Source organism: Faecalibacterium sp. DFI.5.82 (assembly GCF_029076575.1).
Lineage (GTDB): Bacteria > Bacillota > Clostridia > Oscillospirales > Ruminococcaceae > Faecalibacterium > Faecalibacterium duncaniae.
The window spans coordinates 190,712-204,070 of the sequence record NZ_JARFIS010000002.1; the positions used below are offsets into that span (position 1 = coordinate 190,712).

Annotated in this window: 10 protein-coding genes, 1 other RNA gene and 1 other annotated feature; of the genes, 4 read left to right on the forward strand and 7 right to left on the reverse strand. The window is 60.1% G+C overall.

Annotation, left to right across the window (positions count from 1 at the left end; translation table 11 throughout):
- Nucleotides 1–17 precede the first annotated feature (17 nt).
- From rmuC to P0G09_RS04510, 3 genes are read right to left on the reverse strand one after another with little or no spacing between them, the layout of a single operon-like run.
- Nucleotides 18–1,349: a DNA recombination protein RmuC gene (gene rmuC / locus P0G09_RS04500; RefSeq protein WP_275252051.1), complete on the reverse strand. Its 1,332-nt coding sequence runs from the start codon at nucleotides 1,347–1,349 to the stop codon at nucleotides 18–20.
- A 3-nt stretch (nucleotides 1,350–1,352) separates the two neighbouring features.
- The gene (locus P0G09_RS04505; RefSeq protein ID WP_275252052.1) at nucleotides 1,353–2,834 is read right to left on the reverse strand and encodes a transglutaminase-like domain-containing protein; all 1,482 of its coding nucleotides are present in this window, start codon (nucleotides 2,832–2,834) and stop codon (nucleotides 1,353–1,355) included.
- A gap of 18 nt (nucleotides 2,835–2,852) precedes the next feature.
- Nucleotides 2,853–3,926 carry an alpha/beta hydrolase gene (locus P0G09_RS04510; protein ID WP_275252053.1) on the reverse strand — a complete coding sequence of 358 codons (1,074 nt, stop codon included), beginning with the start codon at nucleotides 3,924–3,926 and terminating at the stop codon, nucleotides 2,853–2,855.
- Nucleotides 3,927–4,252: 326 nt separating this feature from the next.
- Between P0G09_RS04510 and P0G09_RS04515 the strand changes: the two genes are divergently transcribed.
- From P0G09_RS04515 to ssrA, 3 genes are all read left to right on the forward strand, one after another.
- The gene (locus P0G09_RS04515; protein WP_275252054.1) at nucleotides 4,253–4,771 is read left to right on the forward strand and encodes a GNAT family N-acetyltransferase; all 519 of its coding nucleotides are present in this window, start codon (nucleotides 4,253–4,255) and stop codon (nucleotides 4,769–4,771) included.
- 113 nt (nucleotides 4,772–4,884) lie between these two features.
- A complete protein-coding gene (smpB, locus tag P0G09_RS04520) occupies nucleotides 4,885–5,367 on the forward strand; it encodes an SsrA-binding protein SmpB (protein WP_005930963.1) in 483 nt (160 codons plus the stop codon).
- Between the two features lie 62 nt (nucleotides 5,368–5,429).
- Nucleotides 5,430–5,778, forward strand: a transfer-messenger RNA (tmRNA) gene (gene ssrA, locus P0G09_RS04525).
- 65 nt (nucleotides 5,779–5,843) lie between these two features.
- Here the strand turns inward: ssrA and P0G09_RS04530 are convergent.
- Genes P0G09_RS04530 through pheS form a run of 3 tightly spaced genes read right to left on the reverse strand, consistent with a single transcriptional unit; the run spans nucleotide 5,844 to nucleotide 9,800 of the window.
- Entirely contained in the window at nucleotides 5,844–6,344 is a 501-nt protein-coding gene (locus P0G09_RS04530) for a methylated-DNA--[protein]-cysteine S-methyltransferase (protein ID WP_249259312.1), read from the reverse strand.
- A gap of 3 nt (nucleotides 6,345–6,347) precedes the next feature.
- On the reverse strand, nucleotides 6,348–8,759 hold the full coding sequence (gene pheT / locus P0G09_RS04535; RefSeq protein WP_117533330.1) for a phenylalanine--tRNA ligase subunit beta: 2,412 nt from the start codon (nucleotides 8,757–8,759) through the stop codon (nucleotides 6,348–6,350).
- A gap of 18 nt (nucleotides 8,760–8,777) precedes the next feature.
- Complete coding sequence (gene pheS / locus P0G09_RS04540) at nucleotides 8,778–9,800, reverse strand: phenylalanine--tRNA ligase subunit alpha (protein ID WP_005930972.1); 1,023 nt, start codon at nucleotides 9,798–9,800, stop codon at nucleotides 8,778–8,780.
- An 85-nt stretch (nucleotides 9,801–9,885) separates the two neighbouring features.
- Nucleotides 9,886–10,127: a binding site (T-box leader), on the reverse strand.
- 521 nt (nucleotides 10,128–10,648) lie between these two features.
- Here pheS and P0G09_RS04545 point away from each other — a divergent pair.
- Nucleotides 10,649–11,860, forward strand: a complete 1,212-nt coding sequence (locus tag P0G09_RS04545) for an MFS transporter (RefSeq protein ID WP_275252055.1) — start codon at nucleotides 10,649–10,651, stop codon at nucleotides 11,858–11,860.
- Between the two features lie 54 nt (nucleotides 11,861–11,914).
- Here P0G09_RS04545 and P0G09_RS04550 read toward each other — a convergent pair whose 3' ends face one another.
- The gene (locus tag P0G09_RS04550; RefSeq protein WP_156060715.1) at nucleotides 11,915–13,357 is read right to left on the reverse strand and encodes a TrkH family potassium uptake protein; all 1,443 of its coding nucleotides are present in this window, start codon (nucleotides 13,355–13,357) and stop codon (nucleotides 11,915–11,917) included.
- Between the last annotated feature and the right edge of the window lie 2 nt (nucleotides 13,358–13,359).

Here is a 13,359-nt window from a genome sequence, read left to right on the forward strand (position 1 = left end):
TAGCACATTGTTAAAGATTATTCAAGCTCCTCCGGCAGTCTTGCTGCCACCGGCCGGCCGGGCTCGGTGGCCAGCTCCAGCAGGGCTGCCGCGCTGGCATCATCCAGGCTCTGGACACTGCGGAGCTTGCGGCTGATGGCCCGGCTGCGGACACCAATGAGGTTGTCCAGCTCTTCATCGGTCTGGCGCAGGCGCTGCTGCATCTTGGAGAGCCCCTGCCCGAACTTGTCGAACTCCGTCTTAACGGCACCCAGCAGCTGCCAGACCTCGCCGGAGCGCTTCTGGATGGCAAGGGTCTTGAAGCCCATCTGCAGGCTGTTGAGCAGAGCCGCCATGGTGCTGGGACCTGCAATGTTCACCTGATAATCCCGCTGCAGCACCTCCAGCAGACCGGCGTTCACCACCTCGGCGTACAGCCCCTCAAAAGGCAGGAAGAGGATGCCAAAGGTCGTGGTGTAGGGCGGTTCCACATACTTTTCCCGGATATCCTTTGCCTCGCTCCGCAGCACCAGTTCCAGCGCATGGCGGGCATTCTCCACCGCCTGCGCATCGCCGGAGGCCTGGGCATCCTGCAAGTGCGCGTAGGTGTCGCCGGGGAATTTGGAGTCGATGGGCAGCCAGACCGTGCCGCCATCCGTGCCCGGCATCTTGATGGCATATTCCACCCGCTGAGTGCTGCCCGGGATGGTGGCCACATTGGTCTCGTACTGCTCCGGGGCCAGGATCTCTTCCAGAATGGCCCCCAGCTGGATCTCTCCCAGAATGCCGCGGGTCTTAACGCCCGAGAGCACCTGCTTCAGCCCGCCCACATCAGCGGCAAGGTTCTGCATCTCGCCCAGCCCCTTGTACACCTGTTCCAGCTGGTCGTTCACGGCCTTGAAGCTCTCGGTCACCCGCTTCTGCAGGGCATCCTGCAGTTGCTCATCCACGGTGTGGCGGATCTCATCCAGCTTTTTGGCGTTCTCGGCCTGCAGGGCGGTCATGTTTTCCGCAAGGGTCTTGCGCAGCTCTTCCAGCTTCTGGGTGTTGGCGGCCTCCAGACTCTGGAGCCGCTGGGTCAGGATCTGCTGCTGGCCGCTCTGGCCCTGTGCCAGCGTGGTGCTCATGCTCTGCACTGAGGTCTGCAATGTCTCACTGACGCTGCGGATGGCGGTATAGTTCTGCTCCGCCATTGCCGCCTGTCTGGCCGCAAAGTCTTTTGCCTGTGCATCGAGCTGCTGCTGCATCCAGCGCTTGAGCTCCTCGTAGTCTCCCCCGTTCCGGAGCTTGTTCAGTTTCCAGAGCACCACTGCCAGCAGCAGGCAGATGGTGACCAGCAGCAGGGTGTACAATCCAGCTAAAAATTCCATTGATTATAAGTCCTCGAAATCGACCAATTCTTTCCGGGTATCCAGCGCATCGCCATAAAGGCCCACGCCGTCCACCTCGCACTCGCCCGACTGGTTATCATAGGGGTCGGAGCGGAACCCGTACATCGGCGGGTCAAAGGGTGCCTCAAAGGCGCGGTTTGCCACCATGCGCCCGGTGTCCAGACTGCCGAAGTAGTGGCGGCGCAGCTCTTCCTCGCCCTGCCGTGCCATGGAGGCACCAAACGAGCAGTCGGCATACATCCAGCCCTTGGGGGCAATGTAGAACATGGCCCAGTCGTGGCAGCCCACGCCGGTGGGCGACACCGACAAGCCGCTCTGCCAGCGGGCCGGAATGCCCACCAGACGGCAGAGTGTGATGAAGGTCAGGGCCATAATGCCGCAGTCACCGCGCCGGTCCCGCGCGCAGCGGTCGGGCAGGCAGTCCTGCACAAAGTAGGCGGGCTGATAGTGATACCGCACGTTCAGGGTAACGTAATCATAGATGCGCTTTGCCTTTTCCGCCGGGTCGGTGATCCCTTCGGTCAGCTGTGCGGCCAGCGCCCGCAGGTAGGGCGTGAACACGATATGCGGGGCCTGCTCCTCGGTATCAAAGGTCGGCTGTTCCGGTGCAGGCACAAAGTCCAGCGGGTCAGCATAAACTGCCGTTGTCTTGTAACGGTACTGCACCCCGAAGCGGCGGTTTTCGGTCAGATCAGCCTCCCAGCAAACCGTGCGCTGGGGGGCGTTTGCATCAGCGATGCGGCCCGGCTGCTCGGTAAAGCTCTGCAGCTCGATCTCGCTCTGGGCCAAGCATTCCGCCGGGATGGGCAGCCAAGCGCGGACGTGTACGCTCTCCCGGCCCTCTGCCTTTGCCTTGGCCAGAGCAGCGGCAAAGGCCTCATCCGACATTCCCACGCTGGTCTTCAGCGTGATGCGGGCACTGGCCTGCCCTTCCCGCTCCATCTGGTCATGGATGCGGCGGCGGCGCTCCCGGGCCAGCGTAGCCGGGGCGGGCGGGTCGAGCTGACGGGCGGCAAGATCGGCGTGGGTGGCGATCAGCGTTTCGGCAAAGCGGTCAAGGTAGTGCTTTTCCCCTTCCACGAACCGCCAGTCCACCCGGCCCTCATGCACCAGCTGGCGGAACTCCTCCACCGTGAAATCCCGCACAAGGCCCTGCATCCGGGCCACGGCCTGTGCCTCGTTCCAGCAGTATTCCTGCGGCAGACGGCACATGATCTCCTTCTGCACCAACAGGGCATCCCGCAGCGCGTCCACACCGTGGGGCACAGGGTTGGCGGGTTGCTCGTACTCCGGCATTTCCAACCCCTGACTGCGGGGGCTGTTCTGGGTCTCCGTCCAGTCCTCGGCCAGATATTCATCGATCCGCGCCACGGCTTCTTTGTAATAGCCCGCGGCCTTCAGCCGCTCCACATCATCGGGCAGACCGACGTTCAGATGCACAAATGCTTCGTTCAGATCTTTCATCCTGTTTCATCCTTTCTCTCAGGCGCACTGCTCCTCCCAGAAAGCAGTGGCTTCCACCAGCCAGTTCTCGGCATCTGTTCCGGTGCCGATGCCGCAGACGTGAGGTGCATTGTTGAATACCCGGTAAACATGCTTGACGTGATTGGCCTGCAGGGCAGCTTCCAGCTGCGGTCCCTGCCGCCAGTAGACCAGCTCCTTCAGCAGCGTGTCGTTCACACCGTGCCAGTGATAGGTAGCGGGGTAGTCCGGCGTGATCTCATCCGAAAGATTCCGGGTATAGTATTTGGGGCCGTATGCACCGATATCCTGAATGACATGGTAGATGGGCTTGATGTAGGTCATATCGTTGATGGGGTAGCCCAGCAGCAGGGCGGCAGGCTTGGGCACATTGTAATGCTGATACCCCACCGATTCCGTGCCGAACAGACCCGTCAGGTGGCCGCCCATGGAATATCCCACGATGGCGTACTGCTCCGGCTGGATGCCAAACTCCGCAGCGTGTTCCTCAATGTACTGCATGGCCCGGCCGATGTCCTCCAGCGGAGCATCATCGGAAGCATCCGTCCAGACGCGATACCGCAGAATAAAGGCGGCATAGCCCAGCTCATGCAGCTGCCAGGCCGTGCAGGCCCCCTCCTCCAGCTCGGCGCTCTCATTGGCACCGCTGCCAGCCAGGATCAGCGCAAACTTGGCATTTTCGGCCTTGGCCGGGAAATAGAACAGGCCGGTGTTGTTTTTGGTGCGGTCCGCCGCCTTTTCCGCATCCGTGTAGAACGAGTGGGTGACCTGAACGCCATTGTTGTAGTTCTCAATGACCAGATTCAGCCCCTTGGCACAGCCTTCGGCCACATACTCGTTGGTGTAGCCCTCCACAGTGGTCATTTCCCACAGGGCCTGACCCGGCGGGCAGTCCTTATCCTGCGAGTAGGTGTAGAAGCCGGAGTTCTTGATGCCCGGGTTGTTGCGCACTTCCTTCATGGTGGTCTGGGCCGTGATGTTGGGCTCTCCCTTTTCCATTACGGCACCGGCGGGCAGGGCCAGCAGAGCCAGCAGACACAGCATCACCGCGACGATTCGTTTTGCCTGTTTCATGTTCCGTTCCTTTCCCCCGGCACCGCCCTGATTGCATTTTCCCGTACAGAGGACTATAATATGAGACTGCACAGGCGACACCGGTTGGTTTTTGTTCTATTGTATCACACCCGCCGGTATTGTCAAAACAAATCTGTCCGCAAAATCCATGCGTTGTGATCTCCACGCTTCCGAGGGGCCGGGTATTCAGATTTCGGACACTCTGCCCGGCCTGAGGTGAACAGGTTTCCATTGTGATTTGCGGCAGATTCTGCTATACTGAAAAGAGATATTGCACACGCAATGAGGGGAAACCGGAGCATTGCGGCTCCGGTCAGGATAGGAATATGAGTGAGATCACAGTCCGGCCCATGATGCCGGAGGATTGGATTGCTGTGTCCAAAATATATCTGGAGGGCATTGCCACCGAGCACGCCACTTTCCAGACCAACTGCCCGCCCTACACCGCCTGGGACGCATCCCATACCCGGGAATGCCGCCTGGTGGTGCTGGACGATGGGGTCGTGGCCGGCTGGGCAGCCCTGCATCGGGTAGATCCCCGCTGGTGCTACCGCGGCGTGGCCGAGGTGAGCATCTATGTCGGGGAGAAATTCCGGGGCAAGGGGCTGGGCTATCACCTGCTCACGGCGCTCTGCCGCGAGGCCGAACAGGCCGGGTACTGGACGCTGCAGTCCACGGTGCTGCAGGACAACGCCCCCTCCCGGGGCCTGCACCTGAAATGCGGCTTCCGCGTGGTGGGCCGCCGGGAGCGCATTGCCCGGGACTGCCACGGCCGCTGGCTGGACACTTACCTGATGGAGCGGCGGTGTGCAGCGGACGAACCGGCGGGCTATAAAAAGCTGTAAGGCGCTTTTTGCGGGAAAGATTTACAGTTTCTTCAAAAAGCGGCCTTGAAAATCCACAAAAATATGATATACTAACGTAACGATACCAAAGCGATAGAAAGGAGACGCGCGGAATGGCACCGACCAAAGAGCGTCCGGCAACCAAGACGATTGCCACAAACCGGGAAGCGCGCCACGAGTATTTCGTTCTGGAAGCGCTGGAGACCGGCGTTGAGCTGAAAGGCACCGAGGTCAAGAGCCTGCGTGCCGGCGGCGTGAACCTGAAAGACAGCTGGGTCGATATTGAGGACGGCGAGCTGCTGGTCAAGGGAATGCACATCACCCCCTACGACCACGGCAACATCTTCAATCAGGACCCCATGCGGGTGCGGCGGCTGCTGGCCCACAAGAACGAGATCCGGCGGCTGCACCAGCAGTGCAAGCTGCAGGGCTACACTCTTGTGCCGCTTTCGCTCTACTTCAAGCATGGCCGCGTCAAAATGGAGCTGGGCCTGTGCAAGGGCAAAAAGCTCTACGACAAGCGTGCAGATGCCGCCAAGCGTGATGCCAAGCGCTCCATCGACCGGGCCGTTAAATCCAACGGCGTTTACTATTGATTTCAGGCAGCATTCCTGCCCGGAAACTTCAAAGCTTACCCACACCGCAAGGTGTGTTTTATGGGGGCGTAAAGGTTTCGACGGGGGGAGCGAGGCCTGGGCAGCGGGTAGCAGTGGGGGACCTGCTCTAAACTCCTCCAAAAAATTAACTGACAACAATAATTATCAGTTGCTCGCAGCCTGAGTGCTGCGCGTTCCGCCCACTCTTGTGTCGTGTGGGGCCGGGGCGTCCTTTAGACACAGCACCTGAACGGACCTAAGCTTTGCGGACCGGCAGGAACTCATGAAGCTACCAATGCGTTAGCCTGGCGACCGGCGTGACGCGGAGGGAATGTTGTTGATCGCCTGCACCCGGAGACACCTACGCTGAACTCTTTTCGGACATGGGTTCGACTCCCATCGCCTCCACCACACAAGAAAAATCCGAACCTCTTCCCATCGGGAAAAGGTTCGGATTTTTTCATTTGCCGTATTTCTTACCGCGTCATTTTCATTTCCAGTCTCAGCAGCGCGGCTTTTTTATCGATGCCGCCTGCATATCCGGTCAGGCTGCCGTTTGTTCCGACAACGCGGTGGCAGGGAATGATGATGGAGATCACATTGTGTCCGACAGCCCCGCCCACAGCCTGCGCAGACATCCGGGAAAGGCCGCGCTCCGCGGCCAGCTGTCTTGCCAGTGCCCCATAGGTCGTGGTCTGGCCGCAGGGGATGCGGCGCAGCAGCGCCCACACCTCCTGCTGAAAGGCAGAGCCAGCGGGATGGAGCGGCGGGGTAAAGTCCGGCTCCTGCCCGCCGAAATAAACATCCAGCCAGCGTCTGGCCTCGGAGAGCACAGCGGTCTCCTGCTCCTGATGCACCGCATCCAGGGTGCGGGCAAAGTACTTCTGCCCCTCGAACCAGAGGCCGGTCAGGCCGATGTCATCAGCGGCCAGCAGGATGCCGCCCAGAGGGGACTCATAGTGCTGTGTAAAGATCACCGTTTACCGGATCTCAATGCCCAGCTTGAACTTCAGGTTGCCCAGCACCTTCTTGACGGTACGCTCGACCTGCTCAGCGGAGATCTCCGCGCTGGGGTCAGACAGGGTCAGGGAGAAGGCCATGCTCTTCTTGCCCTCGCCCAGGTTTGCGCCGCGGTAGATATCGAACAGCTTGACCTCGGTGATGAGGGAGCTTGCCTTCTTAATGGTGTCCTCGATCTCGCCGCAGGTGACCTTTTCCTCGCAGACAAGGGCCAGGTCACGCTTGACGGCAGCGTAGGGGCTCAGCGGCTTATAGCGCAGCTCACCGTCCACACAGGACATCAGAGCCTCATAGTCCAGCTCACCCAGATAGATGTTCTGGCTGTCCTTCTGGTCCTTGGCGATCTCCAGCTCGCCGTTGATCTCATTGGAGAGCTTACCGAACACGCCCAGACGCTTGCCGTTGCAGTAGACAGCGGCGCTGATGCCCGGGTGGAGCCACGGGGTGGTCTCGCGCTCATAGGTAAAGGTCAGGTCAAAGCCTGCGGCCAGTGCCTCCATTGCACCCTTGACGGTGAAGAAGTCCTCCTCGGGGCCAAAGGCACCAATGCAGAGGGTCTGACGCTCATGGGGATGCTCGCTGATGGGCAGCTCCTTGGCCAGATAGACGGGAGCCATCTCGAACAGGCGGCCCTCGGCATTGCCCTTCTTGAGGTTGTCCACGATGACATTCAGCATGGACGGGGTCAGCAGGGTGCGCATGATGGACAGGTTCTCGCTGATGGGATTCAGGATGCGGATAGCCTTGCGGGCGGCATCCTCAGCGGGGATGTGCAGCATATCCAGCTCCGCGTTGGAGTAGAAGGCCAGGGTGGAGGCCTCATAGAAGCCCTGTGCAGCCAGCAGGCGCTTGGTCTTGAGCTGCTGCTTCTGTGCATAGTTCAGGCCGCCGTTGGTGACAGAGGCGGTGTTCAGGAAGGTGGGGTTGATGTGGTCATAGCCGTACTCACGGATGACCTCCTCCGCCAGATCGGGGAAACTCTCCACATCCTCACGGTAGAGAGGAGCAGACACATCCCAGCTGCCATCGGCCTGCACATCCACAGTGAACTCCAGGCGCTGCAGGATATCGATCATGGTCTGCTCGGGCACAGTGATGCCCAGCACGCCGCAGATCTTGGCAGGGGTGGTCACGATGTGCTTGCGCTCCAGCGGGCGGCCATCGGTCAGGTCATACTCGAGGGTGGTGATATCGCCGCAGTCCAGCTCCTGGATCAGGTGCAGGGCACGAGCCAGGCCCAGCTCGGGAGAGTTGCGGTCCACACCCTTTTCATAGCGGGCAGAGGAATCACTGTTCTGGCCCAGGGCACGGCTGGTCTTGCGGACGCAGTCACGGGCAAAGGTAGCGCACTCGAACAGCAGGCTGGTGGTGTTCTCATCCATGCCGGAGTTGGCACCACCCATGATGCCGGCCAGAGCCACAGGCTTCTCGGCATCGCAGATGACCAGATTGTTGGGGTTCAGGGTGAACTCCTTTTCATCGAGGGTCACGATCTTCTCGCCCTCGTGGGCACGGCGCACATCAATGGTGCGGCCGGCGACCTTGTTCAGGTCAAAGGCGTGCATGGGCTGGCCCATTTCCAGCAGGGTGTGGTTGGTGATATCCACCACGTTGCTGATGGAGCGCAGGCCGCACAGGGCCAGATGGCGCTTCATCCAGCGGGGAGATTCGCCCATGCGGATGTTGCGGACGTAGTGCGCCATATAACGGGGGCACAGGTCAGGGGCCTCCACCTGGACGGTGATGGGAGCATCCGGCTCGCAGACAGCCTTGTAATCCATGGCGGGCATGTGCAGGGGCTTGCCCAGAATGGCAGCGACCTCGCGGGCAATGCCCAGCACGGACTGGCAGTCGGGGCGGTTTGCGGTGATGGAGATATCGAAGATATAGTCATCCAGACCGACAACGGGTGCGATGTCGGTGCCGGGAACAGAATCCTCGGGCAGGATGAGCAGACCATAGACCTCAGAGCCCGGGAACAGGTCATCGTTCAGGCCCAGCTCCTCGCCGGAGCAGAGCATACCGTTGGACTCCACGCCCTGCATCTTGCGGGCCTTGATCTTGATACCGCCGGGCAGGGTGGAGCCATCCAGAGCGGCGGGCACACAGTCGCCCAGCTTCATATTGGCAGCACCGGTGCTGATGCGGATGTCGTGGCCGTAGTCACCGCAGTCCACCACACACTTGGTCAGGTGGGTGCCCTCCTGCTTTTCCATCTCCACGATCTTGCCAACGACCACCTTGCTGATGCCTGCATCCAGCGGGATCAGCTCTTCCACCTCAAAGCCGCAGGAGAACAGCTTCTCCTCCAGCTCCTGAGCGGTAACGTCGATATCAACGAATTCTTTTAACCAACTGAAAGGTACTTTCATTGTCTGTTCTCTCCCCTCTTATTCATGGAACTGCTTGAGGAACTGCAGGTTGTTCTCGAACATCAGGCCGATGTTGTTGATGCCGTACTTCAGCATGGCGATGCGCTCGATGCCAATGCCGAAGGCGAAGCCGGAATACTCATCCGGGTCAATGTTGCAGTTCTCCAGCACCTTGCGGTTGACAACACCGCCGCCCAGAACTTCGATCCAGCCGGTGTGCTTGCACAGAGGGCAGCCCTTGCCGCCGCACTCAAAGCAGCTGACATCGACCTCCACACTGGGCTCGGTGAAGGGGAAGTAAGAGGGACGCAGGCGGGTGCGGGTGTCCTTGCCGAACAGCTTCTGCACAAAGGTGTTCAGCGCGCCCTGCAGGTCGCCCAGGGTGATGCCCTTATCCACGACCAGGCCTTCCATCTGGTGGAACATGGGGCTGTGGGTGGCATCGGAATCGGAACGGAACACACGGCCGGGGATCAGCACCTTGATGGGCGGCTTCTGGCTGTCCATGGTGCGGATCTGGCCGCCGGAGGTCTGGGTGCGGAGCAGGAACTCGTCGGACAGGTAGAAGGTATCCTGCATGTCGCGGGCGGGGTGATCCTTGGGCACGTTCAGGCGGGTGAAGTTGTGGTCGTCGTCCTCGATCTCAGGTGCGTCAGCCACGGCAAAGCCCATGCCGGAGAACACGTCGATGATCTGGTTGGTGACCAGCGTCAGGGGGTGCAGACCACCCACCGTGCGGGTCTTGGCGGGCAGGGTGATGTCCACGGTCTCAGCGGCGTTGCGGGCGGCCAGCTCGGCCTCCTTTACCTTGGCAGCGGCGGCATCGTAGTCTGCCTGCACCTTCTGCTTGAGCTCATTGATGATCTTGCCCATGGCGGGGCGCTCTTCGGGCGCGACAGAGCGCAGATTCTTCATCAGCGCGGGGATCTTGCCGTTTTTGCTCAGATATTCCTGCCAGAACGAGGCCAGCGTCTCCTTGGAAGAGACCTGACCGAGGCTCTCTGCGGCCTGTTTGGCCAGCTCGTCGATCATTGCTTGCATGGAAATTCTCTCCTTCTCAATTCGTGTTTTCAAAGCGGGGCAGCAAAAAAGGCCCCGTCCCCTGCCGGGCCATTTCTGGCCGGACAAAAGGGACGAAGCCTTTGCAAATCCAATGCTCCGCGGTACCACCCGGTTTCCGCCCTGCACAAAGAAGGGCGGCTCTCAAACGCCGTAACGGGGCGCGCCGTCCTGCCCTAATAGAAGCCGTTCGGGCAGGCCGCTCAGGAGCGAACTTCGGCACACACCCACGCGGAAGCCCTTTCAGCCGGTGAAGCTTCTCTCTTTGCTGTGGAACTGCATGCGTACTCTCTCCGTCGCTGCGTTTTCAAGATATTCAGGTTTCATAACCGGATATCATCTTACCACACTTTGGGCCTGTTTGCAAGCCGGGGCGGCACTTTTTCCCTGAATTTCACGGTTTTGCTTGTGTTTTGGCCGAAAGTATGGTATTGTAAGCGTAACGTTTTACTGAAAGGAGGGTACACCCAGATGGGTTGGAATGGCTGCATCTTTTTCAAAAAAGGTCAGATTTAATACGTTACGGCTCGAAGTGTACCCTTTTGTCTCTTTCAGCAAAGCGTGGAGCATGATTTTCAGCGCCGCGCAGCTTTGCTGTGGGGCGCTTTTGTTTTGCCTGAACCCCTCAGACTCGCTTCGCTCGTCAGCTCCCCTAGTAGGGGAGCCTCTGGCGAAACCGGAAATTCTGCACGGATTGCCAAGGCCTCCACTATTAGGGGAGGTGGCAATGCGTCAGCATTGACGGAGGGGTTTGGTCACAGCAAACTTCCGTTTGCAAGGGTACACTTTCTATTTTGAATTATTCACTATAAATAGAAAGGGTGTTCCCCATGAACCATAAACGTAAGCTCAATTTGAAAAAGCAGCTTGCCTGCATTTACACTGCCGATCTCTTCTCCGGCCTGCGCATCACGGATGCGGTATGGGTGGCGCTGCTGGCGGCCCGGGGCTTCTCCCTGTGGGAGATTGGTCTGGCCGAGAGCGTGTTCCATGTTGTCAGCCTGCTGTGTGAGGTGCCCAGCGGCATGGCGGCAGACCTGCTGGGCCGGAAAAAGACCCTCGTGTCCGGCGGCGTGTGCATGGTCCTGCAAAGCCTGCTGATGGCCTTTGCGTCAGACCTGTTCACCATCTGCTTTGCCATGGGGTTGAACGCGCTGGCCATGACCATGTTCTCCGGCACCTCCACGGCGCTGCTCTACGACAGCCTGAAGCAGGAGGGCTGCGAAGAGGAATACATTCAGGTCTCCGCCAACGGCTCTCAGATTTCCATGCTGGCCAACGCCGTGGGCTCCATGGCCAGCATTCTGAACCAGTTTCTCGGCTACGCAGGCTTTTATCTGCTGAACGCCGCTTTTGAGGGCATTTCCGCCCTTGCCAATATGCTGCTTGCGGAGCCCATCGTCACTGAGTCGCAGGCCAGCCGGGAAAAGCACGCGCTGCGCGCTCTGCCCGAACAGTTCCGCCAGCTGGTGCGGGACAGCCTGCATGTCCTGCACACCTGCCCAATGGCGGTGAAGCTGATCGCATCCAGCGCCCTCATCAGCGTGCCCAGCTACCTGACCAAAATGTTTTTGCAGCAGCGGCTCATTGAGCTGGGCTGGCCCACGGAGCTGCTCTTCCTTCCCCTGCTGCTGGGCGGTCTGGCCTGCGTGGCGGGTACCGAGATCGGCCGCCGGGTGAGATGCCGCTCCATGCGGCGGCTCTACACGGCCTGTGCCCTGCTCTGCGGTGTGGGCACTCTGCTGGTGGGTACTGCGCCCGCCTGGGGCGGCATCCTGGGCATGATGCTGGTGCAGGGTGTGCTGGAGGTCTATCTGCTCCACGAGAGCCAGAAGCTGAACGATGCCATCCCCAGTGACCAGCGGGCCACCCTCATCAGCGTGGACGGCATGGCCTACAGCCTGCTGATGATCCCCGCAAGTCCTCTGGTGGGTGCCGTCGGCGATGCCTTCGGGCAGGCCGGTGCGGGCCTTGCCCTGCTGGGCGGAGTCATCGTGCTGAGCGGCGCGGCGCTCTTGGGGAAAAAGCCGCAGGAATCCTGATACAGCAAAAAGCGGATGCGTTCCGGTGGGAGCGCATCCGCTTTGTTATTTTGCTCAGAACCGCCGCCAGGTGTCCGGCATAAAGAACACCAGCATGGGGAAGATCTCCAGACGGCCCGCCAGCATGTCAAAGATCATAACCAGCTTGGCGGGATTGGAGTAGCTGCCAAAGTTCATCATGGGGCCCACCTGGGCAAGGCCGGGGCCGATGTTGTTCAACGTGGCGGCAATGGCGGTGAAGTTGGTCACCATGTCAAAGCCATCCAGACTGATGAGGAAGAAGGATGCCGCAAAGATGAAGATGTAGGCTGCCACATAGACATTGGTGGCGCGGATGGTCTCATGGTTAACCACCTTGCCGTCCATCCGGACGGGGGCCACCACCTGCGGGTGAAGGGCCTGCTTGAGCTCCTTGCCCACAGTCTTGCCCATCAGCAGGAGGCGGCTGACCTTCATGCCGCCGCCGGTGCTGCCCGCACAGGCACCCACAAACATCAGCATGACAAGGATCTCCTTGGAAAGGGTGGGCCACAGGTCAAAATCACAGCTGGAAAATCCTGTGGTGGTAATGATGGAACCCACCTGGAAGGCGGCGTGGCGCAGAGCCTCGCCCAAGCCGTTGTACATGCTGTAAATGTTGGCCGTGATGATGACCACAGCCACACCGATGATCACAAAGTAGGCGCGCACCTCCTCGCTGGCGGCAGCGCGGCGGAAGCGGCGCATCAGCAGCAGGAAATAGGCGTTGAAGTTCACGCCAAACAGGATCATAAAAATGGTCACGACCCACTGGACATAGGGCGACATGCTGGCAAAGCTGTCATTGCGGAAGCCGAAGCCGCCGGTGCCCGCTGTACCAAAGGAGGTCAGCAGAGACTCAAACACCGGCATCCCGCCGAACAACAGGAACACAAACTCGATGACCGTCAGGCCAAAATAAATGCCATAGAGGATCTTTGCCGTGGACTGCACCTTCGGCACCAGCTTATCCACCTGGGGGCCGGGGCTTTCGGCTTTCATCAGGTTGACATGGGAGCCGCCGGTCAGGGGCAGCAGGGAGAGCAGGAACACCAGAACGCCCATGCCGCCGATCCAGTGGGTGAAGCTGCGCCAGAACAGGATGCCCCTGGGCAGGTCCTCCACGGCGGGCAGGATGCTGGCACCGGTGGTGGTGAAGCCGGAAACGGTCTCAAACATGGCATCCACCGGGTTGGGGATGCTGCCCGTGAGCACAAAGGGCACCGCGCCCACCACACTGATGAGCAGCCAGCAGAGCGCCGTGGTGGCAAAGCCCTCCCGCATATAGAAGATCTGGCTCTTGGGCTTGATGCGGTGGAGCAGAGCGCCCGCCACAGCAGAAAGCGCTGCCGTGAGCAGGAACACGCCCAGCACCATCCATTCACCATAGATCAGGCTGGCCATGGCAGGCAGCAGGAGCAGCGCGGCTTCGCAATAGAGGATGTAGCTCAGCAGCCGCAGAACGATCGCATAATTCATGC